Source organism: Mesorhizobium sp. M1169 (genome assembly GCF_040318345.1).
Lineage (GTDB): Bacteria > Pseudomonadota > Alphaproteobacteria > Rhizobiales > Rhizobiaceae > Mesorhizobium.
The window spans coordinates 215713-240390 of sequence record NZ_JAMYME010000004.1 but is presented as its reverse complement, the minus strand read 5'-3'; the positions used below and the strand labels follow the sequence as shown (position 1 = coordinate 240390).

The 24678-nt window shown below is 62.7% G+C and carries 27 protein-coding genes and 1 pseudogene; 6 read left to right on the top strand and 22 right to left on the bottom strand.

The window, feature by feature from the left end; genetic code table 11:
• Positions 1 to 126 precede the first annotated feature (126 nt).
• Together NKH41_RS06375 and glmM are read right to left on the bottom strand one after the other, a co-directional pair.
• Positions 127 to 966, bottom strand: coding sequence for an outer membrane protein (locus NKH41_RS06375; RefSeq protein ID WP_352613400.1), 840 nt, complete (start codon positions 964 to 966; stop codon positions 127 to 129).
• 226 nt (positions 967 to 1192) lie between these two features.
• On the bottom strand, positions 1193 to 2545 hold the full coding sequence (gene glmM / locus NKH41_RS06370; protein ID WP_352471193.1) for a phosphoglucosamine mutase: 1353 nt from the start codon (positions 2543 to 2545) through the stop codon (positions 1193 to 1195).
• Positions 2546 to 3079: 534 nt separating this feature from the next.
• Here glmM and NKH41_RS34130 point away from each other — a divergent pair.
• Positions 3080 to 3433: pseudogene (locus tag NKH41_RS34130) on the top strand (hypothetical protein); the annotation flags it as partial.
• Entirely contained in the window at positions 3419 to 4081 is a 663-nt protein-coding gene (locus NKH41_RS06365) for a hypothetical protein (RefSeq protein WP_502895648.1), read from the top strand. The pseudogene NKH41_RS34130 and the gene NKH41_RS06365, both read left to right, overlap by 15 nt.
• On the opposite strand, the gene NKH41_RS06360 is transcribed toward NKH41_RS06365, so the two are convergent.
• The 17 genes from NKH41_RS06360 to NKH41_RS06280 form a co-directional block, all read right to left on the bottom strand.
• Positions 4048 to 4440 (bottom strand): hypothetical protein, encoded by a 393-nt coding sequence (locus tag NKH41_RS06360; RefSeq protein ID WP_352767626.1) that lies wholly within the window; start codon positions 4438 to 4440, stop codon positions 4048 to 4050. The two genes, NKH41_RS06365 and NKH41_RS06360, sit on opposite strands and share 34 nt — an antisense overlap.
• Positions 4441 to 4610: 170 nt before the next feature.
• Positions 4611 to 6536 (bottom strand): ATP-dependent zinc metalloprotease FtsH, encoded by a 1926-nt coding sequence (ftsH, locus tag NKH41_RS06355; RefSeq protein WP_023677989.1) that lies wholly within the window; start codon positions 6534 to 6536, stop codon positions 4611 to 4613.
• A gap of 106 nt (positions 6537 to 6642) precedes the next feature.
• On the bottom strand, positions 6643 to 8076 hold the full coding sequence (tilS, locus tag NKH41_RS06350; RefSeq protein WP_352683364.1) for a tRNA lysidine(34) synthetase TilS: 1434 nt from the start codon (positions 8074 to 8076) through the stop codon (positions 6643 to 6645).
• A gap of 54 nt (positions 8077 to 8130) precedes the next feature.
• Positions 8131 to 9240: a tol-pal system protein YbgF gene (ybgF, locus tag NKH41_RS06345; protein ID WP_352540300.1), complete on the bottom strand. Its 1110-nt coding sequence runs from the start codon at positions 9238 to 9240 to the stop codon at positions 8131 to 8133.
• Positions 9241 to 9415: 175 nt separating this feature from the next.
• A complete protein-coding gene (gene pal / locus NKH41_RS06340) occupies positions 9416 to 9922 on the bottom strand; it encodes a peptidoglycan-associated lipoprotein Pal (RefSeq protein WP_023677992.1) in 507 nt (168 codons plus the stop codon).
• A 246-nt stretch (positions 9923 to 10168) separates the two neighbouring features.
• Positions 10169 to 10525 (bottom strand): four helix bundle protein, encoded by a 357-nt coding sequence (locus tag NKH41_RS06335; RefSeq protein WP_352767679.1) that lies wholly within the window; start codon positions 10523 to 10525, stop codon positions 10169 to 10171.
• Positions 10526 to 10605: 80 nt separating this feature from the next.
• Positions 10606 to 11916 (bottom strand): Tol-Pal system beta propeller repeat protein TolB, encoded by a 1311-nt coding sequence (gene tolB / locus NKH41_RS06330; protein ID WP_352471197.1) that lies wholly within the window; start codon positions 11914 to 11916, stop codon positions 10606 to 10608.
• A gap of 28 nt (positions 11917 to 11944) precedes the next feature.
• A complete protein-coding gene (gene tolA / locus NKH41_RS06325) occupies positions 11945 to 13111 on the bottom strand; it encodes a cell envelope integrity protein TolA (RefSeq protein WP_352932282.1) in 1167 nt (388 codons plus the stop codon).
• A 7-nt stretch (positions 13112 to 13118) separates the two neighbouring features.
• Positions 13119 to 13577, bottom strand: a complete 459-nt coding sequence (gene tolR / locus NKH41_RS06320; protein ID WP_023677996.1) for a protein TolR — start codon at positions 13575 to 13577, stop codon at positions 13119 to 13121.
• Positions 13578 to 13586: 9 nt separating this feature from the next.
• Positions 13587 to 14297, bottom strand: a complete 711-nt coding sequence (gene tolQ, locus NKH41_RS06315; protein ID WP_023677997.1) for a protein TolQ — start codon at positions 14295 to 14297, stop codon at positions 13587 to 13589.
• A gap of 294 nt (positions 14298 to 14591) precedes the next feature.
• The gene (gene ybgC / locus NKH41_RS06310) at positions 14592 to 15062 is read right to left on the bottom strand and encodes a tol-pal system-associated acyl-CoA thioesterase (protein WP_352767624.1); all 471 of its coding nucleotides are present in this window, start codon (positions 15060 to 15062) and stop codon (positions 14592 to 14594) included.
• A gap of 128 nt (positions 15063 to 15190) precedes the next feature.
• Positions 15191 to 16231: a Holliday junction branch migration DNA helicase RuvB gene (ruvB, locus tag NKH41_RS06305; protein ID WP_352767622.1), complete on the bottom strand. Its 1041-nt coding sequence runs from the start codon at positions 16229 to 16231 to the stop codon at positions 15191 to 15193.
• 43 nt (positions 16232 to 16274) lie between these two features.
• A complete protein-coding gene (gene ruvA, locus NKH41_RS06300; protein ID WP_352767620.1) occupies positions 16275 to 16895 on the bottom strand; it encodes a Holliday junction branch migration protein RuvA in 621 nt (206 codons plus the stop codon).
• Between the two features lie 13 nt (positions 16896 to 16908).
• Entirely contained in the window at positions 16909 to 17331 is a 423-nt protein-coding gene (locus NKH41_RS06295) for a type II toxin-antitoxin system VapC family toxin (protein ID WP_352767618.1), read from the bottom strand.
• Positions 17309 to 17578 carry an AbrB/MazE/SpoVT family DNA-binding domain-containing protein gene (locus NKH41_RS06290; protein WP_352767617.1) on the bottom strand — a complete coding sequence of 90 codons (270 nt, stop codon included), beginning with the start codon at positions 17576 to 17578 and terminating at the stop codon, positions 17309 to 17311. Before NKH41_RS06290 ends, NKH41_RS06295 begins: the two co-directional genes overlap by 23 nt.
• 56 nt (positions 17579 to 17634) lie before the next feature.
• On the bottom strand, positions 17635 to 18147 hold the full coding sequence (gene ruvC, locus NKH41_RS06285) for a crossover junction endodeoxyribonuclease RuvC (protein ID WP_352767615.1): 513 nt from the start codon (positions 18145 to 18147) through the stop codon (positions 17635 to 17637).
• A gap of 263 nt (positions 18148 to 18410) precedes the next feature.
• Complete coding sequence (locus NKH41_RS06280) at positions 18411 to 19265, bottom strand: SDR family oxidoreductase (RefSeq protein WP_352767613.1); 855 nt, start codon at positions 19263 to 19265, stop codon at positions 18411 to 18413.
• 192 nt (positions 19266 to 19457) lie between these two features.
• Here NKH41_RS06280 and NKH41_RS06275 point away from each other — a divergent pair, with 192 nt between their 5' ends.
• Positions 19458 to 19775 carry a winged helix-turn-helix transcriptional regulator gene (locus NKH41_RS06275; RefSeq protein WP_352540307.1) on the top strand — a complete coding sequence of 106 codons (318 nt, stop codon included), beginning with the start codon at positions 19458 to 19460 and terminating at the stop codon, positions 19773 to 19775.
• Between the two features lie 38 nt (positions 19776 to 19813).
• Here NKH41_RS06275 and rcdA read toward each other — a convergent pair whose 3' ends face one another.
• The gene (rcdA, locus tag NKH41_RS06270; RefSeq protein WP_352767611.1) at positions 19814 to 20341 is read right to left on the bottom strand and encodes a protease adaptor protein RcdA; all 528 of its coding nucleotides are present in this window, start codon (positions 20339 to 20341) and stop codon (positions 19814 to 19816) included.
• A 581-nt stretch (positions 20342 to 20922) separates the two neighbouring features.
• On the opposite strand from rcdA, the gene NKH41_RS06265 reads away from it, so the two are divergent.
• Positions 20923 to 21474 carry a DUF2269 family protein gene (locus NKH41_RS06265; protein WP_352767609.1) on the top strand — a complete coding sequence of 184 codons (552 nt, stop codon included), beginning with the start codon at positions 20923 to 20925 and terminating at the stop codon, positions 21472 to 21474.
• A 40-nt stretch (positions 21475 to 21514) separates the two neighbouring features.
• On the opposite strand, the gene NKH41_RS06260 is transcribed toward NKH41_RS06265, so the two are convergent.
• Both NKH41_RS06260 and NKH41_RS06255 read right to left on the bottom strand, forming a co-directional pair.
• Entirely contained in the window at positions 21515 to 22285 is a 771-nt protein-coding gene (locus NKH41_RS06260) for a sulfite exporter TauE/SafE family protein (protein WP_352450835.1), read from the bottom strand.
• A gap of 101 nt (positions 22286 to 22386) precedes the next feature.
• Positions 22387 to 22836, bottom strand: a complete 450-nt coding sequence (locus NKH41_RS06255; protein ID WP_023678010.1) for an Lrp/AsnC family transcriptional regulator — start codon at positions 22834 to 22836, stop codon at positions 22387 to 22389.
• Between the two features lie 132 nt (positions 22837 to 22968).
• Here NKH41_RS06255 and NKH41_RS06250 point away from each other — a divergent pair, with 132 nt between their 5' ends.
• Both NKH41_RS06250 and NKH41_RS06245 read left to right on the top strand, forming a co-directional pair.
• Positions 22969 to 23853: a DMT family transporter gene (locus NKH41_RS06250; protein ID WP_352767607.1), complete on the top strand. Its 885-nt coding sequence runs from the start codon at positions 22969 to 22971 to the stop codon at positions 23851 to 23853.
• Positions 23854 to 24029: 176 nt separating this feature from the next.
• Positions 24030 to 24677 (top strand): thiamine phosphate synthase, encoded by a 648-nt coding sequence (locus NKH41_RS06245; protein ID WP_352450837.1) that lies wholly within the window; start codon positions 24030 to 24032, stop codon positions 24675 to 24677.
• Position 24678: the final 1 nt, after the last annotated feature.

The following is a 24678-nucleotide window of genomic DNA, read 5'->3' as shown; positions in this document are numbered from 1 at the left end:
TTGATTTGATCCGTTTTCGCTCCTCGAGCCGGACGGTGTTACAGGGCAACGCAGCATCTTTAGGCAGCCAAACGAAACCGCCCGGCATCAGCCGGGCGGTCGACGAATTCCTCGATTTCGAAGCGACTACTTCGTGTAGACGGGCTCGGGTTCCGGGACGTAAGGCTCCGGCGGCGCACAGTCCGACCTGCCGAACTGGTAGCGCAGGCCGCCGCGCACTTCGTGAACGTTGATACCTTTGTCATAGCCGGGGCCGACATTGGGGAGGGAGGCATAGTCGAACATCTTACCGCCGTTGATGTGGCTGAAGCGGTAGCCGACATCTAGTTTGACGCGGTCAGTCAGGCAGTAGGATGCGCCCGCCATGGCAGCATAGGCAAACCGCCAGCCCTTGCCGCCGGCATGATCAAATGAACCGTCGCTGTCCACGTTGTGCAGTTCATCCCACTTGACCCAGGCACCGCCGATGCCGGCGCCGACGTAAGGCGTGATCCCATGCCAGGTGCCGATATCGACATAGGCGTTGGCCAAGAGCAGCAGCGCCGAATAGGACGAGGTATCGACGGACGTGCAAGGCGTTTGCTGTGGGCCGCAGAAGCCGTTGGTCGAGCCGCGGAATTTGGACTTGCTCATCCAGTCCAGGGTGAGATCGGTGCGGAAATGCTCGTCGATCTGGTAACCAACACCGCCGCCGGCCGAGAAGGCGCCATCCAGCTTGCCTGTATCGAACTTGCCGGGATTCTGGGGCGCCACACCGTAGGTGATGTAGTCGCCACCACGAAACTTCGACCAGTGATAGTCGATGTCGCCGCGGATATACCAGCCGCCGAATTCGGCCGGCTGCTCATAGGCAACCGGTGGCGGTGCCTCCTCGACGACGGGCGGCTCGACGAAATCGGCGGCGAATGCCGGTCCGACGCCGGCAAACAGCGCGGCCAGAAGAGCCATTCTAGCTGTGTTGAACATGCTTATCACCCCTGAGAACCCTCGAACGGCGAACGCGCCCGAAATGTGATTGACCTCAGTTGTGGATAATGAATCGGAAAGGTTAAAAGGCGTTTAACCGTATTGATTAACCACGAATCTCTAAAAGTGGAGCAATCTGGCGGCCGTTGCTGCAGGCGGAGCTGGCCGCGACCCAATAAAAAAGCCCGCCGGCAAGGCGGGCTTTTGAACCGATGTTGGAGGGAGATCAGGCGGCGCTGCGCGTTTCCGAAATGACCTCGACGATGTCGTTGACCACGGACTCGACAAGCTGCGGGTCGTCGCCCTCCGCCATGACGCGGATGAGCGGCTCCGTGCCGGATGGCCGGATGACCAGGCGCCCGGCCTTGCCGAGGCGATTGCGCGCATCTTCGATCGCCGCCTTGACCGGCGCCTCCTCCAGCGGCTTGCCGCCGGAAATATGCACATTCTTCAAAAGCTGCGGCACCGGCTCGAATTTCTTCGACAGTTCGCTGACCGGTCGGTTATGCCGCTTGATGCAGGCGAGCACTTGGAGCGCCGAGACGAGGCCGTCGCCGGTGGTCGAGAAATCGGACAGCACGATGTGGCCCGACTGTTCGCCGCCGACATTGAGTCCATGGGCACGCATGTGCTCGACGACATAGCGGTCACCGACCTTGGTGCGATGCAACTGCAGGTTCATGTCGCCGAGGAAGCGTTCGAGGCCGAGATTGGACATCACCGTCGAGACGACGCCGCCGCCGGCCAGCCGTCCGCTCTGCTGCCAGGATTCGGCGATCAGCGCCATGATCTGGTCGCCATCGACGATCGCGCCGTTCTCGTCGACAATGACGACACGGTCGGCATCGCCGTCGAGAGCAATGCCGATATCGGCGCGCACCTCGTGCACCTTCTTTTGCAGACCGGCCGGATGAGTCGAGCCGCATTCCTTGTTGATGTTGAAGCCGTTGGGCTCGACATTGATGGCAACGACCTCGGCGCCGAGTTCCCACAGCGCGTCGGGCGCCACCTTGTAGGCGGCGCCATTGGCGCAATCGACGACGATGCGGAGGCCCGACAGCGACATCGAGCGCGGCAGCGTGCGCTTGGCGAATTCGATATAGCGGTCATGCACGCCGTCGACGCGTTTGGCGCGGCCGAGCCCATCGGAATCGGCGAGCGCCAGTTCGATATCCTTGTCGAGCATCCCCTCGATACGCTCCTCGATCTCATCGGACAGCTTGTAGCCATCGGGGCCGAACAGCTTGATGCCGTTGTCGTAATAGGGGTTGTGCGAGGCAGAGATCATCACGCCGATATCGGCGCGCAGCGAGCGCACCAGCATGGCAACAGCCGGCGTCGGGATCGGGCCGAGCAGGAAGACATCCATGCCGGCGGCGCACAGGCCGGACACCATGGCGTTCTCGATCATGTAGCCGGAAAGCCTGGTATCCTTGCCGAGCACGACGCGGTGGCGGTGGCTGCCGCGCTGGAACGAGAGGCCGGCGGCCATGCCGACCCGCATGGCGACCTCCGCCGTCATTGGAAACTTGTTGGCGCGCCCACGAATGCCGTCCGTACCGAAATAATGTCCTGCCATGTTCGCCAGCTTCCCGATGGTTCTTTCCGAGCATCTCATGCCATAAAATGGCCCAAGCCCCGTCATCACATTGTATGATTATGGACGACCAATCCTTAGAAAATTGTTGTTTTGTGTGTTTTACGTCACGCTAGTGTGTTGATTTTCAAGTTCCGAGCCCTTGTTGCGGCAGCAGCATCAGAAACGTCAACTCAAACCTCATCTGGACCCTTTTGGCTGTGGCAGTGTGGCCTTGAACCCGAATCCGCATCGTGCTGCTCCAGACAGCGGTGGCTCAGGTCCGCCGCAGCCGCCGATTTGACTGGCTGTCATTCGACGCAGTGTCCTCGCTGGGAACCAGCCATAGGCGCGCGCTCCGTGCAATGCACCCGGACGAACTTGGCGGGGAGACGGTCCCGGCAACGAATTCATCACCTTAAAGAAAAGAATGCACTTCTAAATTTGTCTCTACGCTACTTAGCATCTGGCGCAACCAGCCGTTGAGCGCTATTGCTGCACTGGGACATATCATGAACCGCCGCAGGGAGAAAACGCATGCTCATCCACCGACTTGCCACTTTGACGGGTCTTGCCGTCGCGACCTTATTCCTGGCGGCGCCTGCCAGCGCGCTGACCATGGCCGAATGCAGCACCAAGTATAATGCCGCCAAGGATGCGGGAACGCTTGGCGGGCAGAACTGGAACCAGTTCCGCAAGGCCCAATGCGGCACCGATGCTTCCGCCGCTACAACCGAACCCGCGCCAGCCAAAGCCACGGCCAAGGCTGCCGACACGACCAAGGCAGCCGCCGCCGACGATGCGGCGCCGGGCCTGACGGCGAAGGAGTGCAGCACCAAATACCAGGCCGCCAAGGCTGCCGGCACGCTCAACGGCATGAAGTGGAACGATTTCCGCAAGACCCAGTGCGCCGCCGGCGCAACTGCGGCCGCACAACCCGCCGCCAAGACCAAAGCAGCGGCGGCCAGCAGCGATGACGCAGCGCCTAGGCTGACGGCCAAGGAATGCAGCACCAAATACCAGGCCGCCAAGGCTGCCGGCACGCTCAACGGCATGAAGTGGAACGACTTCCGCAAGAGTGAATGCGCCGCCGGCGCAACTGCAGCCGCACAACCCGCCGCGGCACCTGCCAAGGCGACGACAGCCACCGCGACCGATACCGGCAAAGGCGTCAGCATGGCGGATTGCAGCGCCAAATATCAGGCTGCCAAGGCCGGCAACACGCTGAACGGCATGAAGTGGAACGACTTCCGCAAGAGCCAATGCGGCGCCGGCGCAGCCGACGACGACACCCTCCCGGCTCCCGATGCCAAATACACCGGCGATCCGCAACCGCCGACCATCACCGCCCCCCAGGGCGTGAAATTCCCGACGGCGATCTCCAAGAAGTATGCAACCGAGACCCCGGCCAAGGGCCGCATGCACACCTGCCTCGACCTCTATTACGCCAACAAGGACGCCAACACGCTGGGCGGCCTCAGGTGGATCCAGAAGGGCGGCGGTTTCTACAGCCTCTGCAACGCCAAGCTGAAGAGCTGACCGGCGCCACCATCCGACGACATGAGCCCGCGAGCCGCAAGGTTCGCGGGCTTTTTGTTGCTGCCGAACAAGTGAGAGGGCCTTCCGAGGTCGAACCAACTGTCAGATCGCGTTTCTTGGTTCTGTCCGGCCGACATCGATCTCGGCACCACCGGAACTTTCATGGCCAGAAGCAGAAAACCCGCCTCGGCGGGCGGGTCATTCAGCGCCAATTGGCACCACACCCAAATTGATAGCATAGCTGCCGGCACAAAGCAAGAACAAAATGTGGCGCCGCCGGCAAAAAATGCGAGCTTCATTCTCCGGCGCGCCTTGTCGATCTTCCCGAAGTCGTCAACGAGGCCGATAGAAGGCTCCATTCCTTCGCGCCTCTCTCTGTCCTGCCGGACATCCCCCCGCGAGGCGGGAGATTGGCCGTCATCGTCACTTTCGCCAATTTCCTGCGATGCAGGAAGGGTCGCATTCCCCAAGAGAAAACGCCGCGGTTAGAGCCGCGGCGTTTCGAAATCGATCTGTGCCGGGCCGGAGCCTAGCTTGACGGCTGAGGTTCCATGCCGCCTTCGGGCTCGGGGCCTTTCTTGCGGCGGCCGGACTTCGGCACGGCCGAGCCGCGGCTCGGCGGCGTGTCGTCGCCAAGGTCGCGCGCGGGCTTATTGCCGGCGATCAGCTGCTTGATCTCCTCGCCGGACAGCGTCTCGTATTCGAGCAGGCCCTGCGCCAGCGCGATCCATTCCTTCTTTTTCTTGGTCAGGATGGACCTTGCCGTCGAATAGGCCTCGTCGATCAGCCGGCGCACTTCGGCGTCGATGATTTGCGCCGTCTCTTCCGAGATGTTCTGCGTGCGCGCCACCGAATGGCCGAGGAACACCTCCTCCTGGTTGTCGCCATAGGCGACATGGCCGAGCTTGTCGGAGAAGCCCCAGCGCGTCACCATGGCACGCGCCAGCTTGGTCGCCTGCTCGATATCGGAGGAGGCGCCGGAGGTGATGTTCTCCTTGCCGAACTTGAACTCCTCGGCGACACGGCCGCCCATCATGATGGCGAGGCGCGAGATCATGTATTTGTAGCTCATCGAATAGCGGTCGCCTTCCGGCAGCTGCATGACCATGCCGAGTGCCCTGCCGCGCGGAATGATGGTCGCCTTGTGCAGCGGATCGGCCGACGGCACGTTGAGCGCCAGGATGGCATGACCGGCCTCGTGATAGGCGGTCAGCTCCTTCTCGGCCTGTGTCATCGCCGACGAGCGGCGCTCGGCGCCCATCATGATCTTGTCCTTGGCGTCCTCGAATTCGGCCATGGTGACGAGGCGCTTGTTGCGCCGCGCCGCCATCAGGGCGGATTCGTTGACCAGGTTCATCAGATCGGCGCCGGAAAAGCCCGGTGTGCCGCGCGCGATCACCTTGAGGTCGACATTGGGCGCCAGCGGCACGTTGCGCACATGCACCTTCAGGATCTTCTCGCGGCCGACGATGTCGGGGTTCGGCACCACCACCTGGCGGTCGAAGCGGCCCGGCCTCAGCAGCGCCGGATCGAGCACGTCTGGCCGGTTGGTGGCGGCGATCAGGATGATGCTTTCGTTGGATTCGAAGCCATCCATCTCGACCAGCAGCTGGTTCAGCGTCTGCTCGCGTTCATCATTGCCGCCGCCCAGGCCGGCGCCGCGATGGCGGCCGACCGCGTCGATTTCGTCGATGAAGATGATGCAAGGCGCGTTCTTCTTGGCCTGGTCGAACATGTCGCGAACGCGGCTTGCGCCGACGCCAACGAACATCTCGACGAAGTCCGAGCCCGAAATGGTGAAGAACGGCACGTTGGCTTCACCCGCGACCGAGCGGGCGAGCAGCGTCTTGCCGGTTCCAGGAGGACCGACGAGCAGCACACCGCGCGGGATCTTGCCGCCGAGCCGCTGGAATTTCTGCGGGTCGCGCAGGAACTCGACGATCTCTTCCAGATCTTCCTTGGCTTCGTCGACGCCGGCGACGTCCTGGAAGGTGACGCGGCCATGTGCTTCGGTCAAAAGCTTGGCCTTCGACTTGCCGAAGCCCATGGCGCGGCCGGAACCGGACTGCATCTGGCGCATGAAGAATATCCAGACGCCGAGGATGAGGATCATCGGCAGCCAGGAGATCAGGGTGCCGAACAGCGAATTGGAGCCGTCGGATTCAGGACGCGCATTGATGGTGACGTTCTTGTCCTGCAGCCGCGAAACCAGTGACGGGTCCCCAGGCGAATAGGTCTGGAAGCCGTTGGAACTGTCCGTGTAATTGCCGGAGATACGGGCGCCGGCGATGGTCACCGACTTGATCCGTCCCGCCGCGACTTCCTGCAGGAACTGCGAATAGGGAACATCGCTCGAGGCTCCACGCGTCTGCGGCGTCTGGAAAAGATTGAAGAGAGCGATGAGCAGGACCGCTATGATCGCCCAGAGCGCGAGGTTGCGATAATTCGGATTCATCAATTGTCCCGTTGGCGCCCGCTGGGCGGACACGCGTCGTGAGAGGAAACTTGGCCCTAACATAGGGAGAGCGTCTCCCATTGCCAAGCATAACAGCAGGTCTCGGTTAAGCTTTCGCCCGTGGTAGGCCGGCATTGTGGCCGCCGAACGGCACGGCTGGAACGGGCGCCGCGCCAAGCAACGCGGCGACGGCATCGGCCGGCGCCAGATCGAAGGACGGCAGGAAACGGGCGAAGGGCGCGACTGCCGGATATGCGGCGACAGCCGCCTGCATCGGGCCTTCCCCGGGCAAACCCCGGCCTTCCCCGAGCAAACCGAGGCATTCGCCGTCCCGCCAGAGCGCCGGCTCGGCGGCCAAGGCGGCACGCACAAGGCTTGCCGGCGTGCCATGCCCTTCAATTGCCCGCTTTGCGGCAAGAGCCGCCCCGAGCGGTGCTACCAACAGCGGCGCGATCAACAATGCACCTGGGCTGTCGCCCAATGTGATCCGTCTGCGGCCGTCCCACAGGGCATTGCCGGAAACCGCAACAGCGGGCGGCAGATCGCGCAATTCGCGGTGCAGAAAGATGCCGGTACGCCGGGCATCGACCACGGTCCGCGACAATGTGGCACAAAGCGGCCCGGTGCGGAACCGGCCGAAAAGGGCTTCGCTGCGGGCCTGGTCGGGAAGGAAGGCGGTGCCGCCGGTCGCCGCCAGCAGGATGCGCAGCGCATAAATGGCCGACCGGCTGTCGGCGGCCGTCGCAAAATCCCGATCGAGCCGGACGAGGCCGGCGGCCGGCCTGGAGGCCAAGCTGCGGATCAGCATGGCCGCGCGATGTCCCAGCTGCTCACGCTCGACCGCCGCCTTTCTGGCCAGCGCCATAGCTTCAGCCATGCGAGGCGCATCGTCGCCTTCAACAAGTGCTGCGCGGACGCGCGGCCGCTCGAAAGCGGTGTCGGCATTGGTCGGATCTTCGATCCAGACAACCTGTTCACGCCGCAGGAATTCGCGCAGCTCAGCACGCCTTACGCCGAGCAGCGGCCGCACGATCCAGTGCCGCCACTCGTAGAGGGTTGCCGGCGCCATGCCGGCAAGGCCCCGCCCTTCCTCGCGCGGCCTCTCCTCACCTGGCCCGTCGTCACGTGCTTGCCTCATCAGCACGGTCTCGGCCTGGTCGTCGGCGGTGTGGCCGGTCAGGATCAGGCCGATGCCTGCCGCTTCGGCGGCCTCGGCGAGCAGCCGGTAGCGCGCCTCGCGCGCGGCGGCGGGCAGGCCGGTCGATGGTTTGTGCCCCGACCAGGCGAGGATGCGATGGGCAATGCCGCGCGCCGCGCACAGCCTGGCCACGGCTTGCGCTTCCGCTGCCGCTTGCGGCCGCAATTGATGATCGATCGTTACCGCCAGCAATTTCGTTGCCGGGGCGTTACGATCGAGATGGGCTTTGAGGAGGAGGAGAAGGGCGGTCGAGTCGCTGCCGCCGGACACGGCCGCAACAGCGCCGTTGGAAAAGTCGATCCGCGAAAAATCCGAAAGGTCAGGCTCGCTGTCGAGCGTCATGCATGTCGCCCAAGCGTGGGCCCGGTTTTGCGGCAACGACACGCAACGGAAAAACTAGCACGCCGCGAGTGCCCTTTCCTGCTTGACCCGCTCCTTGAGCGCGCCGGAAATATCGGGGTAGCGCTTGCCGATCTCGCTGAAAGTGGCACAGGCCACGTCGCGCTGCTTCAGCCCGACCAGTGAAACGCCGAGCTTCAGCAGCATGTCTGGCGCCTTCTTGGCCTTGGGATAGTCCTTGCTGGCAGCGAGGAAAGTCTCGGCCGCATCGCGGTATTTCTGCTGGCCGAGCAGCGATTCACCAAGCCAGTAATGCGCGTCCGCTGCTTTGGCGTCCTTGGGAAAACGGGCGATATGGTCGCGGAAGCCCTGTTCGGCGGTGCTGTAGTCGCCCGACAGGATGAACTGGTAAGAATTGCGGTAAAGCTCTTCCGGATCGTTGGTCGACGGGAGTGCCGCGACCACCGTATCATCGGATTTACCGGCCTTGTTGCCGGCTGCGCTGGCGCCGTTGGCTGGGGCCGTATTCTGCCGCGGCGCATTCGCTTGCGCATTGCCATCGGCTTCGACGACATTGCCGTTTTTGTCGACGGTGATGGTGCCGAACGTCTTGGGCGGCGCGCCGGGGATCAGCTTGCCGGGATCGCCGTTGGGCGATTCGACGATGACGTCCTCGACGCTCTTATCGCCTGCTGGCGGCGCGTCCGCAGCGGCTGGAGCCGGCGTTGCCGGCGCCTCCGCCACGTTACCGTCGCCATTGGGGCTGTCGCTGCTGGGCGCGGCCTCGGACTTCTTCTGCTCCGCCGGCTGCTGCGCGCCTTGCGGACCGCCTTCCAGCTGCTGGAAGCGGAATTCGTTGTCTTCCTGCTGCTTGCGGATCTGCTCCTGCATCTGCAGGACCTGGAAATTGAGTTCCTCGATCTTGCCATTCATCTGCCGGAGCTGTTCCTCCAGCGCCGGAGTGCCGGTACCATCCTGTTGCGCGAATTGAACCTGATCCGGCTTTTTCTTTTCGCCGAAAATGCCGGGCAGTTTGATCGTCGGCAGGTGGAAGGAAAAACCGCTTTCCGATGACTGCCCGGTGCCGTTTGCCCCGTCAGCAAGTGCCGCGATACTTGATACGAGCAGCAGCGCAAGCGTGCCGCTCAAGACCGATCTGAAATGCATGTGCCTCTCGCCGTGAAACCGTTAGCCTGTTGCGCGCCCTTTCCAACCGAAGTGGCCAGGCGCCCTCGGCTCTTAACAGGACGTGAGACTTCGGCCAAATTTTGTTTGGAGCGGGCAGATATGAAAAAGGCGGCCTTTTGGCCGCCTTTCGCACCAGGTGTTGCATTTATGCCGATCAAGAACCGGCGCCGCCCAGTGTGGTTACGGCGCGGCGGTTCTGCGACCAGCAGGAGATGTCGTCGCAAACCGCGACCGGACGCTCCTTGCCGTAGGAAATGGTCTTCAGGCGCTGCGCCGAAACACCCTTGGCGACCAGGAAGTCGCGTGTGGCGGCAGCACGGCGGGCGCCGAGCGCCAGATTGTATTCGCGCGTGCCGCGCTCGTCGGCATGGCCTTCGATGACGATGGCATACTGCTTGTACTGGTTCAGCCACTGCGCCTGGCGCGACAGCGTCGTCTGCGCATCGGCGCGGATCGAGGACGAATCGGTGTCGAAGAAGATGCGGTCGCCGATGTTGACGGTAAAGTCCTGGGCCGATCCGGGCGTTGCCGCGCCGGCGCCGTTGAGGCCGAGATCGGCGGCGCTGTTCGGCGTCTTCTTCGAGGCGCAACCGGTGATCGCGAGCATCGCGACCAGCGCGATCATGACCGGGTTTGTGGTAAGTGCTGCGATACGGCCCATGCCGCCTCTCCTTCGCAATTCGAGTGATTTCATTGATCGTCCAGTAACCACGTTTGGGTTAACCGACGCTCAAGAAACACGGTTAAAATTTGGTTTCGGCTGCCGTCCGCAACCGTTCTGCCGAGGGGCGACAATGAGCGCGGACCGTAGGCGGAAATGCGGCCAAAACATGAAAAAAGAGGGAATTGAGGAACTGAAGAACTGAGGAATTGAGGAATTGAGGAATCGAGGAATTGAGCAAAGAGATCACCTCAGCTTCTCTCTGAGATTGACCAGCACTCCGTAGATACGGGCATAGGATTGCAACCAATGGTCGCGTTGCGCCTGTGTGATGTACTCGAGGTCGAACGCATACGAACTCCAGGTCTCCACCTCACTGCATGATCCTATGGCCATTGAAATGAAGCGTGCGAATTCGGGCTTGGAGTGAGCCTGTTTGGCAAAGCCTTCGGCCAAATTGGCGCAGATCGCCTTGCTGGAACGACGTAGTTGATCGGCGAGCGCGTATTGCTCCATTTTCGGAAAAGCAAGCGTGGCTCTGTGTACCCCAAGGGAAACCGCATAGGCACGCTTATAGACTTCTAAATCCCTCGCGTGCTCGATGTAGACCCCCTGCCTTCTCCATTCTTCAGTTCTTCAACTCGTCAACTCGTCAGTTCTTCAATTCCTCAGTTCTTCTTCCATCACTCCAGCAGCGGCGACCAGGCCGGATCCGAGGCGAAGTTCGCCGTCGGGATCGACTGTTCGTTGCGGCCGGTGAGATCGACCGAAACAAGTTTTGGTCCACCATTGGAATCGCGGAAGAACATCAGCACCCGGCCGTTGGGCGCCCAGGTCGGCCCTTCCTGCTGAAAGCCGGTGGACAGGATGCGCTCACCCGAACCGTCGGTGCGCATGACGCCGATCTGGAATTCGCCGCCGGTCTGCTTGGTGAAGGCGATGAGATCGCCGCGCGGCGACCACACCGGCGTCGAATAGACGCCGTCGCCGAACGAGATGCGGGTCTGGCCCGAGCCGTCGGCGCCCATCACGTAGATCTGCGCACGGCCGCCGCGATCCGAGGTGAACACCACCTTGCTGCCGTCAGGCGAGTAGGACGGTGAGGTGTCGATGGCGGTCGAGTTGGTGAGCCTGGTCGTCGAGCGGCTTCTCAGATCCATGGCGAAGATGTTGGAATTGCCGTCATCGCGCAGCAGGCTCATGATCACCTTCTGGCCGTCCGGCGAAAAGCGCGGCGCAAACGTCATGCCGGGGAAATTGCCGACCAGCTCGCGCTGCCCCGTCTCGATCTGCAAAAGGTAAACCCGCGGCTGGCCGCTCTCGTAGGACATGTAGGTGATTTCCTGCCGGTTCGGCGAGAAGCGCGGCGTCAGCACGATCGATTTGCCGTTCGAGAGATAGCGGACGTTGGCGCCGTCCTGGTCCATGATGGCAAGCCGCTTCTTGCGCGCATTCTTGGCACCGGACTCATCGATGAAGACGACGCGCGTGTCGAAATAGCCCTTCTCGCCGGTCAGCCGCTCGTAGATCGCATCGGCGATGATATGGCCGACGCGCCTGGTATTGGCGTCGTTGGCGAAGAACTGTTCGCCCGAGAGCTGCTGGCCGGCGAAGGCGTCCCACAGCCGGTACTGGGCGCGGACACGGCCGTCGGCTTCCTTGCCGACGCTGCCGGTGACCAAAGCCTGGGCGTTGATTACCTTCCAGTCCTCGAAGCGGGGCGTGGCATCCGGGTTGGAGATCTTTTCAATGAAAGCGCTCTTGTCGATCGGAGCAAACAGGCCCGAGCGCTTCAAATCGTCGATGACGATCCCCGATATCTCCGCGCCCAACGCGTCGCCCGATTGAAAGTCGGTGATGGCGATCGGCAGAGGCTCGATATTGGGTTGAGTCAAATCGAGTTGGACCAACGCCTTTGCCGGCAGCGTGGCGAGCCCGCTCATGGCGGTCGCAATCGTGCCGATCAGCATCAGCGTCGTAAGCAACTTCTTCATTCGTTCAGCCTCGTTGTTCTCTCGGCAATCAATACATGTCGCTGGGGATGAAATTGACCTCGACCTCGTTCCATCCCAGTTCGCCGTCATATTTTGCGACGGGCAGATTGTAGGGCGCACATCGCAGCACTGCGCGCCGCGCGGCTTCCGAGGCAACTCGGGAGCCCATTGAGCCATCGCCGGCGGATCCGACTTCCGGAGCGCCGTCGATCTCGCCATTTTGCGTGAGCTTCATCCTGATGGTGACTTTTTGGCTGTCGCCATCGAATGTGCCGGGTGTCACACTCCAGCAGCGTTTGATCTGGGCCTTCAGGCCATCAAGCTCGCTCTGTGAGAGTTTGGTGCCTTGGTTCTTCTCGCCGCCGAGCGAAGCCTGCTGGGTCGAGCGCTTGGCGCCGCCGCCGGACGGCTTCTGCTTGTCGAGCAGCGCCGAAATCTCATCTGCATTGAATTGCTTGTCGTCCGATTTCGGCCTGGACGAGGCTTCCTTGACCGGCTTGTCGGTGTCCTTGCGCTCCGGCGCCTTCGCGCTCTCGGCCTGGGCCGGCTGCGGCTTTGGCCGAGCCTCGGGTGCCGGCGCCGAGTCCGGAAGCTGCGCCTCCTCGGTCGGCGGTTGCTTGGCAATCGCCTCGGCGACGGCATCCGGCTTGACCTCGGGCTGCGGATCGATCGCGGCGGTCTTGTCCTGCGGCGGCGTGGGCGTCGGCTCCTTGGCCGGCGCCGGCTTGGGATCGGTCTGCTTGACCGGTTCGGGCTTGACCTCTTCCTTCGGCTGCGGCACCGGCGCTACCTCCGTTGCGGGAATAGGCTTCGGCTTTTCCGGCGGCTTCGGTACGTCCTCGGGCTTGGGCTTTTCGACCGGCGTCGGCGCAGGTGGCGGAGCCGCCGTCATGTCGACCGGCTTGGGCTTGGCCTCGGGCGTCGGCGGCTTGTCGGTATCGATGCTGTTCTCGCCGACTTTCTGGGCATCGGGAACGATGTCGGGACGCTGTGTCGGCAGCGGCGCCGGCTTTTCGTGCATCACGGCTTTCTTGTCGCCCTGCAAAACCTGCGAGACGGCCTCCATCGGCACAATGTCGACTGCGACCGACTCGACATCGGACGACGGAAGCGCAGCCGGCGCCGACAGCGTGAACAGCCCGAAGGCGATCGCCACCGTATGCAAGATCACCGATGTGGTGAGGCCGGTCCTCATCTCGCGTTTATTGATCCTGTTTCGGCAGTGTAATCAGGCCGAGGTTCTTGTAGCCGGCGTCCTGGATGAGACCCATGACCACCATCGCGTCGCCATAATTGGTGGTCTTGTCGCCCTTGACGTAAATGCGCTCTTCGTAGCCGGTCTTAGAAATCGCCTTCAGCTTGGCGATCAGCTCCTCCTGCGGAATTTCGGTCTCCTGTACGAAGATCTTGCCTGTGCCGTCGATCGTAATCGTAATCGGCTGGGTATCGGCGTTCATCGCCTTGGCCTTCGTCTCCGGCAGGGTGACCGGCACGCCGACCGTCAACATGGGTGCGGCGACCATGAAGATGATCAGCAGCACCAGCATCACGTCGACCATCGGCGTGACATTGATTTCCGATATCATCGCGTGATGGCGGCCGCGCCGCCTGTGGCCTCGACCACCGCGTCCTCCGCCACCCGCGCCTACAGACATTCCCATGATCGTTCCTCAGGCCTTCTGCGCGACTTTTTCATCGATTTGGCGCGAGAGTATGGCGGAGAACTCATCCGCGAACCCTTCCATGCGGACGGCGATCTTGCTCGCGTCGGACGACAGCTTGTTGTAGGCGATGACGGCGGGGATGGCGGCGAGCAGGCCGATGGCCGTCGCCAGCAGCGCTTCGGCGATACCGGGCGCGACCACCGACAGGCTGGTGTTCTTCGAAGCGGCGATCGCCTGGAACGAGGTCATGATGCCGATCACGGTGCCGAACAGGCCGATGAAGGGCGCCGCCGAGCCGGTGGTGGCGAGGAAGCCGAGCCGCCCTTCCAGCTTTTCCATCTCGCGGGTCAGCGCCAGATCCATAGCCTTGTCGATGCGGGTCTGCAGGCCGAGCGGCGATTTTGCGCCCTTCTCGAAGCTCTTCTTCCATTCGCGCATGGCGGCGACGAAGATCGCGCTCATGCCGGTCGTCTTGCGGTCGGCGAGCGTGCGGTAAAGCTCTTCCAGCGACTGCCCCGACCAGAACACCTGTTCGAAGCGGTTGAGCGCCAGCCGCATGCGGGCATAGGCGACGAGCTTGTCGACGATGATCGCCCAGGTCCAGATCGAGGCACCAAGCAGCCCGATCATGACCAGCTTGACCACCCAACCGGCCTGCATGAACAAGGCCCAAATCGATAAATGCGCGCCCGGTTCGGCGAGAGCGATGTTTTCCATGTTACGTCCTTAAAGATTTTCCGGGCGTGGCTGGCGGCTGGCCCATGGGCATCCCTTGTGGTCCGTTCGCGTTAAGCTTGCGGAATAACCCCAAATGCACCGTTGGCGGCCTTTTCGGGGCAAATATTGGTGAAAGGAAGGCGCTTGGATTCTTCCAATCTTAACCAATCCCTTCATGGACCGTTATGGTTAAGGATGGGTTAGGACGTACAGCGCGGCGCATTGCCGCGCCCCGACGAGCCGCCCGGTGATGCTGGCCCGGACGGGAGCTCCGGGATCGTTGCCTCTGAACCTTTATTTGCGCGTTCTGGGCATGAAGGCTGCGATCCAGTCCTTGGGAAAGCGCCGCGGCCGTCCATTCTCGCCGACGATCGCCGCTTCGACCCGCGCCTCGACCAGCACTTCGCTGCCGCGTTTCAACTGCTGCGCCATGACGATGCGGGCGCCGGAAATGTCTTCGGTGCGCGTATCGATGGTCAGGATGTCATCCATGCGGGCCGAACCGCGGAAATCGATCTCCATGCGCCGCACCACCCAGACTATTTTCTCGCCATGCTTGCCGTCGGCAAGCTCGGTGTGGTGGACGCCGGCCAGCCGCAGATAGTCGGACCGGCCGCGCTCGAAGAATTCGAGATAGCGCGCGTGGTAGACGACGCCGGAAAAATCGGTGTCTGCATAATAGACCCGCGCCATCAGTCGATGGCCGAATTCCGTCAGCGCGCCGGAAAGCCCGGCGGACAATGCCGATTCACCATGATCGTCCATTGCGCTGTCCTTTTGGCCCGACAGGCCCTGTTTCAAGCAACACCTGTTTTGCGCATAGACCGGCGATGATCAAGACCTGGAGGGCTGGGCCGGGAACTGCCCGCACCGAAGCCATAAGCAGCGGAACTTTACGGTTCTTCCTGGAACAGGCTGATCTGCTGCTGCGCCAGGTCCTTCGGGGCGTCGAGGCCGAGATGCCGCCAGGCATTGGCCGCCAGCACGCGGCCGCGCGGGGTACGCATGATGAAGCCTTGCTGGATCAGAAAGGGTTCGATGATGTCCTCGATGGCATCGCGTGGCTCGGAAAGCCCGGCAGCGATTGTCTCGATGCCGACCGGCCCGCCGCCGAAATTCTGGGCGATCATCGACAGATAACGGCGGTCGAGCGCGTCGAGGCCGAGCCCGTCGACCTCCAGCCGCGTCAGCGCCTCGTCGGCGACCTTGCGGTCGACATGACCGTCGCCGGCAACGCTGGCGAAGTCGCGCACCCGGCGCAACAGTCGGCCGGCGATGCGCGGCGTGCCGCGCGCCCGCCGGGCGATCTCCAAAGCACCGTCGTCGCCGAGCGGCATGGCAAGGATGCGGGCGCCGCGCCGCACGATCTGCTCGAGTTCCTCGACCGAGTAGAAATTGAGCCGCACCGGAATGCCGAACCGGTCGCGCAGCGGGTTGGTCAAAAGACCGAGCCGGGTGGTGGCGGCGACAAGCGTGAAGCGGGCCAGGTCGATCTTGACCGAGCGCGCCGCCGGCCCCTCGCCGATGATCAGGTCGAGCTGGAAATCCTCCATCGCCGGATAGAGGATTTCCTCGACCGCCGGGTTGAGCCGGTGGATCTCGTCGATGAACAGCACGTCGCGGTCTTCGAGGTTGGTGAGCAGCGCCGCGAGATCACCGGCCTTGGCGATGACCGGACCCGAGGTCGAGCGGAAATTCACGCCAAGCTCGCGCGCCATGATCTGCGCCAGCGTCGTCTTGCCGAGGCCGGGCGGCCCGACGAACAGCACATGGTCGAGCGCTTCGCTACGCCCCTTGGCGGCTTCGATGAACACTTTGAGATTGGCCCGCACCGCCGCCTGGCCGACGAAGTCGCCGAGCGTCTGCGGCCGCAAGGTCTGCTCGGCGTCCTCGCCGCGTCTGTCGGGAGCAATGAGGCGTGGCGAAAGGCTCATGCCGCCTTCCTTGCATATGGCAAGGGACCGGACAAGCAACGTCTCACCGTGCCAGCTCCTTCAGCCCGAAGCGGATCAGCTTCGAGGCGTCCGCCTCTTCGCCTGCCGTCTTCAGCGCCGCCGCCACTGCATTGGCGGCGGTGTCTCGCGAATAGCCGAGATTGACCAGCGCCGAGACGGCATCGGTGATCGGCGCCGAGGCGACGCCCTCGCCGAGCTCCTGCTTCAGGCCGATGGTGCCGGAGGCAGTGCCCGCATAGGCCGGCGCCTTGTTCTTCAATTCGGTGACGATGCGCTCGGCGACCTTCTTGCCAACGCCGGGCGCACGGCTGACCATGGCGATATCGCGCAGCGCAATCGCATTGGCGAGGTCGGCCGGCGCCAGCGTCGACAGGATGGCCAGCGCCACCTTGGCGCCGACGCCTTGCACATTGTTCATCAACAGCCGGAACCATTCGCGCTCCAGCACCGACTGGAACCCATAGAGCCGCAGCATGTCCTCGCGCACATAGGTCTCGATGAACAGCACCACCGCCTCGCCGGGCGGCGGCAACGCGGCAAGCGTGCGCGCCGAGCAATAGGCGACGTAGCCGACGCCATGCACGTCAACGACGCAGAAATCCTCGTCGATCTCGTCCAGCGTGCCTTTTAGCTTGCCGATCATTTGAGCTTGCCAATCATGCCGGGTGGGTTTCCGGAGAGATGATATCGAGGTCCGGGAAATAGCTGCGATAGCGCGCGGCATCGCGCGTCAGCAGCCGATGCCCGGCGACAACCGCATGGGCGCCGATAAAGAAATCCGGCAGCGTTCGTTCGCCAATGCCGCCGGCGCGGCGATAGCGCGAGTGCGTGAGACCAGCGAGGAAGGCTGCTTCCCACGGCAGGAATTCGCGATCCATCTTGAGCATGTCGACTGCTTGGCGAAGGGCCTGTTCGGTCGCAATCAACGGCGCGAGCTCGGACCAGACGATTGCATTGATTACGAGTGCGCCGTCGCGCCGGCATGCGGTAATCGCGGATGCCGACCATTTCGTCTCCCGTCCGGCAGGACCCCAAACGTCGATCAGGACATTTGTGTCAATCAATGTCGAGATCTTCACGTGGGCCCCTCAGCCATTCCATATATTCGTCCGTCGTCATGCCCCCCAGATCCAGCGTACCGGCCATGCGGCCGAGCATCTGGCTGAATCTGCGCGAGGCTTCCTCCTCCGACATGTTTTCGTCGACGGCTATGACACGAGCCCCGTCCTCGGTGGGGACGAACTCCACCTCCGAGCCCGGGCCGATACCCAGATGATCCCGTATCTCCTTCGGGATGGTCACTTGGCCCTTGGTGGTAACGCGCATGGTAATACCTCGAAGGTATTACTTATTGCCAACCGGAGAACAAGTCAAGAACAAACTTATCCGGCCAGCGCCGCCATCCTGTAGGCGATGCTCTGCCGGTGATGCGCGTGACAGATGGCGATGGCCAGCGCATCGGCGGCATCATCGCTGTCGAAAGTCGCCTTCGGCATCAGCACCTTGACCATCATGTGGATCTGCTTCTTGTCGCCATGGCCGACACCGATCACCGCCTTCTTGACGGCGTTTGGCGCATATTCGGCAACGACAAGGCCGGCGCGCGCCGGCACCAGCATCGCGATGCCGCGCGCCTGGCCGAGCTTGAGCGTCGCCGCGGCATCCTTGTTGACGAAAGTTTGCTCGACCGCCGCCTCCTGCGGCATCGCGGCATGCAGGACCTCGGCGAGCCCGTCATGCAACTGGCAAAGACGCACCGCCAGGGCGGCCTTGTCGTCGGACCGCACCGTGCCGGAAGCGACGAAGCGCAGCGAATTGCCGAGGCTCTCGACGATGCCCCAGCCGGTGCGCCTCAGCCCCGGATCGATGCCGATGATGCGAATCGCTTCCCCCATCCGTCAAGTCTACCTTCGGGGGACAGCGATGCCAGCGAAATGTGAACAAACCAGAAACAGCAAGCCGAGTCTGTTTAGAGAATGTTTGAGAATCGCTCTGGCGAGACAGATAGCGTGGTTTTCGAGAACCGGAGCGGAGCGTACATAAGTGCGCGAGCACCGGAAGCGCAGAAAGCTGCGCTAGTCTAGTCGTTTGAATAACTGTTGGCGCGAGCGACAGACGGTCCTCTGATCCTTTGGCGGATGTGACAGCCATCTCGGTTTCAACCGCGCAATGCTGCCGCAACGACGCTCTCCAGTGGCGTTGTCGGTCGACCGATCAGCCGGCTCATGGCGCCGCCGTCATCGAACAACGCTCCGCGTGAGGCTGCAATGTCGGCATCGGCCAGGATAGCGGCGAGATCGGCGGGCAGCCCGGCGCCCGTCAACATACCCTCATAGGCCGCCCCGGCAAGATCGTTGTAGGCGATCGCCTTGCCCGATTGCCGCGAGACCTTCGCCGCAAGCTCGGCGAGCGTGAAGGCTTGGTCCGCCGCGAGCTCGTAAATCCTCCCTGCTTGATCCTCGCTTGTCAGCACCACGGCCGCGGCCTCGGCATAATCCTGCCGCGCCGCGGACGAGAAGCGCCCCTCATTTGCGGCGCCGATGAAGGCGCCGTGCTCCAGAGCCGCCGGGAGCGCCATCAGATGGTTCTCGGTGTACCAGCCGTTGCGCAGGATGACGGCGGGTAGGCCGGAGGCCGCGATGACCTCCTCCGTCTGCCGATGTTCGACCGCGAGCCTCGCGGGAGACGTGTCCGCATGCAGCATGCTTGTGTAAGCGATCAGCGAAACCCCCACCCGTTGGGCGGCCTTGATTACTGACCGATGCTGCGGCAAGCGGCCGCTGACTTCGGTCGAGGAAATCAGCAGCAGTCTATCGACGCCGGCCAGCGCCATCGGGAGCGTGTCGGGACGATCATAGTCCGCCTCCCGCACGACTACGCCGCGTTGGACAAGATCGCTGGCCTTTGCCGGATCACGAACCGCCGCAACGATCCGGCTGGCCGGAACTGTCTTCAGCAGTGCGTCGATCACGAGACGGCCAAGCTGTCCTGTTGCTCCAGTTATTGCGTACATCGTTCTGTCCATTTCGTGGTTGGATGGATTGAGAGCCTCAGATAGCGGCTCTCGTTACCATCGGAAACCACGTATCTTGTAGTTACCATCATTTTCCGGTAACCAACTGGAAACTCTCATGGAAGATGCGCCATGGTCCTCAGGATGCGAACGAAGGTGAAGGCGCTTCCCGGCTGCCCCATGTCGAGGTGCATGGCGCTGCTTGGCGGGTGCTGGACACCCGAGGTGCTCTGGTCCTTGAGCGACGGCCCGCGCCGGTTCTCCGAATTGCGCCGCGATATCCCAGCCATTTCGGCGAAGGTGCTGACCGGCAGGTTGCGCGATCTCGAGGAGCGTGGCGTCCTCGCACGCCACGTGATGCCGACATCGCCGCCGACCGTGGAGTATGAGCTGACGTCATTGGGGCAGGAGCTGCTCCCAGCGATCAGGTCTATCGTGGAGGTCGGATCGCGCCTGCTGCTGCGTGATTCTCCCCGCCTGATGATCGCGGGCCCATCCCTTCGCGGTTAGTCTAGATGGCCGCCGGAGTAGAATTATGAAACGTTCTCTCAGCCGCGGGCGAAAGCCGTGTTGAGCAGCGTGATCTGGTCGGAGACCGGATTGAGGCGACGGCTCGACGGCGGCACCTCGGCAAGGCCGCCATAGATCTCCTCGTCCATCCGGCGCACCAGCGCCTGCAGCCGCAGCGAGCGGTTGACGAGATCGATGAAATCCGTCGGCAGCTCGGCCCAGCCGGGCGCCTCGTCATGCGCCGAGGCAGTGTCGAGACGCACCTTGGATTTTTCTGAGGCCACCTGATCGCGGGTCATCTCGCCGGAATTCGCCGCCCGCTGCAAAAGCAGCCACGAGGCGACCTGCATCAGCCTGGTGGTCAGCCGCATCGATTCGGCCGCATAAAGCGTCGCCGCCAGCCTCGACAGCTTCTTGGCCTCGGCGCGGCCCTTGCCGTCGAGATATTCGGCCGCCTGCTCGACCAGGCCCATGCCTTCCTGATAGAGCGGCTTGAAGGATTGGGAGAAAACCCGGCGCTCCGCCAGCTTGATGGTTTTCGCGCTCGCCTTCGAAGGCTCGTTCATCGCTACGCCCCTGCACTTGCCTGACAGCCGGCCGATTCGGCTCTTGGCCGCCATATCCGGCAGCCTAAACGACTGAAGCTTGAAAATGCGCTTCGCTGCCAGCGAAGGCAAGCACATGTTTAACAAACGGTTAACGGACGCATTTAGCCGGAAGGACGCCCATGCCGGCGCACAAAAAAAGAGCCGCGGATAAGGCGGCTCTCAGGAGTTTAACAGGGAGGCGTCAAACAAAGTGGCTCCAACCACTCGGTAAGAATCCAGATCACTGGATGGACATAGTAAACGCCTGTAAAGCTTAACGAAGCCTTAACGCGGGGCATATTTTTTGATCAAGCGCCCAGCATCTGTGCCGTAACAGCACAGCTGACTGGCCACGGCACCCGTTCACACCACCGGCTGGAAAGTCGGGGCGACGCGCTTGCGCCATGTTTCCTCCAGATCGTGACCGACATACCGAAACAGATCCACTCGCCGCGCGACATCGTTCCGAAACAGGCGCCGCGCTAAACGCCCGCTCCTCGCAACGAGGCGGAGCAAACCTTGCGCTCCGGCAAATCATCAAATCTCTCAAGGAGCGAATAATGGACTGGTACTCGGCCGTTAAATTTCTGCATATCGTCTCGGCGATCCTCTGGGTCGGCGGCGGCTTCACGCTGATGCTGCTCGCGGTACGCGCCGACCGCGCCGGGAACGTCGAAGGCATGCTGCAGGCGATGCGCGCTACCGGCGAGCTCGGCAACCGGTTCTTCGCGCCGATGTCGATGCTGACATTGCTTTTCGGCCTCATCATGTGCGGCTTCTGGGTCGGCTTTTCCGATCTGTGGGTGCTGATCGGCCTTGCCGGTTATGCGACGACCTTCTGCATCGGCATGTTCATCTTCAAGCCGACTGCCGACCGCATGACAGGCATGATCGCCAAGGATGGCGTGACGCCGGCAGTGCTTGCCCAGGGCCAGCGCGTCCTCAGCGCCGCGCGCTTCGACTATTCGGTGATGCTGGTGATCGTCGCGGACATGGTGCTGAAGCCGACGCTGCACGACATCACCATTCTGGGCTGCATGGCGCTCGTACTGGCAACCGGCATTGCCCTGGCGCTTGGCAGGACGCGGCAGCTGCTGCCGAGTGCCGCCTGAGGTGTAAGGAATCCGGCGGCGGCCGAATGGGGCCGCCGTCTTACAGGAGGCCGGCGATGCCGTCCCACAGAAGCTTGACCGCGACGACCGCCACGGTCGCATAGGTGAAGGGATAGAACAGCTCCGGCCGCATCCGCCGCACCAGCCAGGCACCGGCGATGGTCGACAGCGGCGCCAGTGGCATCAGCACCGCCGACGCCGTCAAATTGGTGGTGTCGAACTGGCCGAGCGCGAAATAAGGGATGAGCTTCAGCGCATTGGTGACGGCGAAAAAGATCGCCGCGGTGCCCGACAGCACCTTCGGATCGAGCCTGATCGGCAGCGCATAGACCTGAAAAGGCGGGCCGCCGACATGGGCGACGAAGCTGGTGAACCCGGCAACGGTACCCCAGAAGCCGGCGGCGACGCGGTTGGGCTCCGCTGCGTGGCCGGCACCGTGGCGGAGTTGCAAATAGAGCCAGCGCAGCACGAAGATCAGGGCAACCGCGCCGACGATCAGCCGCACCATCTCTTCGGTTACAAGTGCCGCCGTCAGCCAGCCAAGGGCAATGCCGATCACGGCGCCCGGCATCATGTCGGCCAGCATCTTGCGGTCGAAGATACCCCACCACGTCCACACCGAGACAATGTCCATCAGGCACAGAATTGGCAGAAGGATTGCGGCAGCCTGAACCGGCGGCATGGTCAGCGCCATCAACGGCACGCCGACAAAACCGACGGCGCCTCCGAACCCGCCTTTCGACAGGCCGACGAGGATGACGGCCGGAATGGCCGCGGCATAGAACCAGGGATCGACGAGCAGGCCTGACATGGGGAAGGGACGCTGGAGGGAAAGTTGAACTCTGGAATAGACCAGAAATGGCCAGACCGCGACCGCAAACGCAAATATGTGGGCCACGCCACCGAAATCCGTCACATGTTTGGCATGTCGAGCGGCGGCGGGCGTCTCCGGATCGGCTGCGCCTTGATGATGGCGGTGCTGGTTTCGGCCTTGTCGGCGATGCGGTCGAGAATCCCGTCGAGCTCGCCGATCGAGCGGACGAACAGCCGGGCAACGAAGCAGTCATCGCCCGTCACCTTGTCGCATTCGCCGAATTCCGGGATTTCCTCGATCAGCTTCTGGACGATGTGCAGCTTGCCCGGCAATGGCCGGATGCGAACGATCGCCTGCAAGGCGTAGCCGAGCGCCTGCGGATCGATGTCAATGGTGAACGCGCGGATGACGCCGCGATCCTCAAGCCGCCGAAGCCGCTCCGAAACGCTTGGCGACGACAACCCGACCTGCAGCGCCAGTTCCTTCAGCGAGGTCCGTGAATCCTTGACCAGGATATCGAGGAGCTTTCTGTCGAGCTCGTCCAGCATTTTACAATTCCAGGAAAAAGCCGATGTCTACCTAATTAAATGAGGTTCGTCCTGTATATCACCAGCTGCAAGTCATGGAAATACCCGATCCGCCGTGGGATTATAAAATCTCAACGGGTTTCAGGAGCATCCATGGACAACACGGTACGCGGCACGATCGAAATGACGGCGGCGATGGCGATCCTCGGCACGATCGGCTGGTTCGTCGTCCTTTCCGGCCAACCTATCATGGACGTGGTGTTCTGGCGCTGTGCTTTCGGGACGGTAACGCTGCTGATCATCTGCGCGGCGCTGGGACTGCTGCGTGGCAGGCTGTCGCTTCGCATTGTCGCGATCGCGGCTCTTGGCGGTGCTGCCATCGTTATCAACTGGCTGTTGCTGTTCAGCGCGTTTTCCCGCGCGTCGATCTCGATCGCCACGGCCGTTTACAACACGCAGCCCTTCATGCTGGTGGGTTTTGGCGCGCTCTTCTTCTCCGAACGGCTGACGATGACCAAGCTGACCTGGCTCGGCATCGCCTTTGCCGGCATGCTGCTGATCGTGCAGGCCGCGCCCGATGCAGGCGATCATGGTACGGATTACTTTACCGGCATTGCGATGGCGCTGGCCGCGGCTTTCTTCTGGGCCGTTGCGGCTATCGTCACCAAGAAGCTCAAAGGCACGCCGCCGCACCTGATCGCCCTGATCCAGGTCTGCGTCGGCGTTCTCATGCTGGCACCCTTCGCCAATCTCACCCACCTTCCCGTCGATGCGCGGAGCTGGGTCATGCTGGCGACACTCGGCATCGTCCATACCGGTCTGATGTACATCCTCATGTACGGCGCCATCCAGAAGCTGCCGACGCATCTGCAGGGATCGCTGTCCTTCATCTATCCCGTCGTCGCCATCCTCGTCGATGTCGTCGCCTTCGGCCATCGGCTGCATCCGGCGCAGATCGTCGGCGCCGCCGCCATCCTGGTCGCCGCCGCCGGCATGAATCTCGGCTGGTCGCTGTGGAAATCGAAGGTGCCTGCGTAGGGGCCGCAAGCGACCGGCGGGGAGAATTTCGGCCAACGGCAGCCATGCGCCGAGCCCCATAAAATCGTTGACGGCAAACGTGATCCCCCTGCCGCCTGTTCAACTCCCGCACTTTGCTCTATGCCGCAATGCAACCATCTTCGCCCGGCATAGGCGATAACCGGGACCGAACACCAATGAATGACGCAACGCCGCCCAACCGCTGCCGCATCGTGCTGATCGCGCCGCCGAACGTGCCGGCCGAGCGCATCGCCGCGGCCTTCGACGGCGGTGACGTCGCCTCGCTTATCCTGCCGGAAAACGGTATGGACGAGGCCTCTTTCCAAGCCTTTGCCGAGCAGATCGTGCCGGTGGCGCAAGCGGCCGGCATTGCGGTCATCATTGCCGGCGACACCCGCATCGCCGGCCGCGTCCAGGCCGACGGCATTCATGTCGAGGTCGGCAAGGACGAGCTCGCCGAAACGATCGAACACTTCCAGGCCAGGATGATGGTCGGCACCGGCGGCGCCAAGACCCGCGACGATGCGCTGGAACTCGGCGAGGTCAGGCCTGATTACATTTTCTTCGGCCGTTTCGGTTACGACAACAAGCCTGAGCCGCACCCCCGCAACCTGTCGCTCGGGCAATGGTGGGCGGACGTCATCCAGATCCCCTGCATCGTCATGGCCGGATCGGATCTTGCCTCGGTGGAAGCGGTCGCCGCCACCGGCGCCGAATTCGTGGCACTGTCCAGCGCCGTTTTCGCCGACGGCGTCGATCCGAAGATGGCGGTCGCCGCCGCCAACGCGCTGCTCGACGAAACCGCGCCGCGCTTCGAGGACTGAC

Excerpts from the sequence above, each read along its gene's own strand:
- NKH41_RS06375 (WP_352613400.1), bottom strand. The coding sequence starts at position 966 with ATGTTCAACACAGCTAGAATGGCTCTTCTGGCCGCGCTGTTTGCCGGC.
- glmM (WP_352471193.1), bottom strand. The coding sequence starts at position 2,545 with ATGGCAGGACATTATTTCGGTACGGACGGCATTCGTGGGCGCGCCAAC.
- NKH41_RS06365 (WP_502895648.1), top strand. The coding sequence starts at position 3,419 with ATGAAGTGGAACGATTTCCGCAAGACCCAGTGCGCCGCCGGCGCAACT.
- NKH41_RS06360 (WP_352767626.1), bottom strand. The coding sequence starts at position 4,440 with ATGGAGCCTTCTATCGGCCTCGTTGACGACTTCGGGAAGATCGACAAG.
- ftsH (WP_023677989.1), bottom strand. The coding sequence starts at position 6,536 with ATGAATCCGAATTATCGCAACCTCGCGCTCTGGGCGATCATAGCGGTC.
- tilS (WP_352683364.1), bottom strand. The coding sequence starts at position 8,076 with ATGACGCTCGACAGCGAGCCTGACCTTTCGGATTTTTCGCGGATCGAC.
- ybgF (WP_352540300.1), bottom strand. The coding sequence starts at position 9,240 with ATGCATTTCAGATCGGTCTTGAGCGGCACGCTTGCGCTGCTGCTCGTA.
- pal (WP_023677992.1), bottom strand. The coding sequence starts at position 9,922 with ATGGGCCGTATCGCAGCACTTACCACAAACCCGGTCATGATCGCGCTG.
- tolB (WP_352471197.1), bottom strand. The coding sequence starts at position 11,916 with ATGAAGAAGTTGCTTACGACGCTGATGCTGATCGGCACGATTGCGACC.
- tolA (WP_352932282.1), bottom strand. The coding sequence starts at position 13,111 with ATGAGGACCGGCCTCACCACATCGGTGATCTTGCATACGGTGGCGATC.
- tolR (WP_023677996.1), bottom strand. The coding sequence starts at position 13,577 with ATGGGAATGTCTGTAGGCGCGGGTGGCGGAGGACGCGGTGGTCGAGGC.
- tolQ (WP_023677997.1), bottom strand. The coding sequence starts at position 14,297 with ATGGAAAACATCGCTCTCGCCGAACCGGGCGCGCATTTATCGATTTGG.
- ybgC (WP_352767624.1), bottom strand. The coding sequence starts at position 15,062 with ATGGACGATCATGGTGAATCGGCATTGTCCGCCGGGCTTTCCGGCGCG.
- ruvB (WP_352767622.1), bottom strand. The coding sequence starts at position 16,231 with ATGAGCCTTTCGCCACGCCTCATTGCTCCCGACAGACGCGGCGAGGAC.
- ruvA (WP_352767620.1), bottom strand. The coding sequence starts at position 16,895 with ATGATCGGCAAGCTAAAAGGCACGCTGGACGAGATCGACGAGGATTTC.
- NKH41_RS06290 (WP_352767617.1), bottom strand. The coding sequence starts at position 17,578 with ATGCGCGTTACCACCAAGGGCCAAGTGACCATCCCGAAGGAGATACGG.
- ruvC (WP_352767615.1), bottom strand. The coding sequence starts at position 18,147 with ATGGGGGAAGCGATTCGCATCATCGGCATCGATCCGGGGCTGAGGCGC.
- NKH41_RS06280 (WP_352767613.1), bottom strand. The coding sequence starts at position 19,265 with ATGTACGCAATAACTGGAGCAACAGGACAGCTTGGCCGTCTCGTGATC.
- NKH41_RS06275 (WP_352540307.1), top strand. The coding sequence starts at position 19,458 with ATGGCGCTGCTTGGCGGGTGCTGGACACCCGAGGTGCTCTGGTCCTTG.
- rcdA (WP_352767611.1), bottom strand. The coding sequence starts at position 20,341 with ATGAACGAGCCTTCGAAGGCGAGCGCGAAAACCATCAAGCTGGCGGAG.
- NKH41_RS06265 (WP_352767609.1), top strand. The coding sequence starts at position 20,923 with ATGGACTGGTACTCGGCCGTTAAATTTCTGCATATCGTCTCGGCGATC.
- NKH41_RS06260 (WP_352450835.1), bottom strand. The coding sequence starts at position 22,285 with ATGTCAGGCCTGCTCGTCGATCCCTGGTTCTATGCCGCGGCCATTCCG.
- NKH41_RS06255 (WP_023678010.1), bottom strand. The coding sequence starts at position 22,836 with ATGCTGGACGAGCTCGACAGAAAGCTCCTCGATATCCTGGTCAAGGAT.
- NKH41_RS06250 (WP_352767607.1), top strand. The coding sequence starts at position 22,969 with ATGGACAACACGGTACGCGGCACGATCGAAATGACGGCGGCGATGGCG.
- NKH41_RS06245 (WP_352450837.1), top strand. The coding sequence starts at position 24,030 with ATGAATGACGCAACGCCGCCCAACCGCTGCCGCATCGTGCTGATCGCG.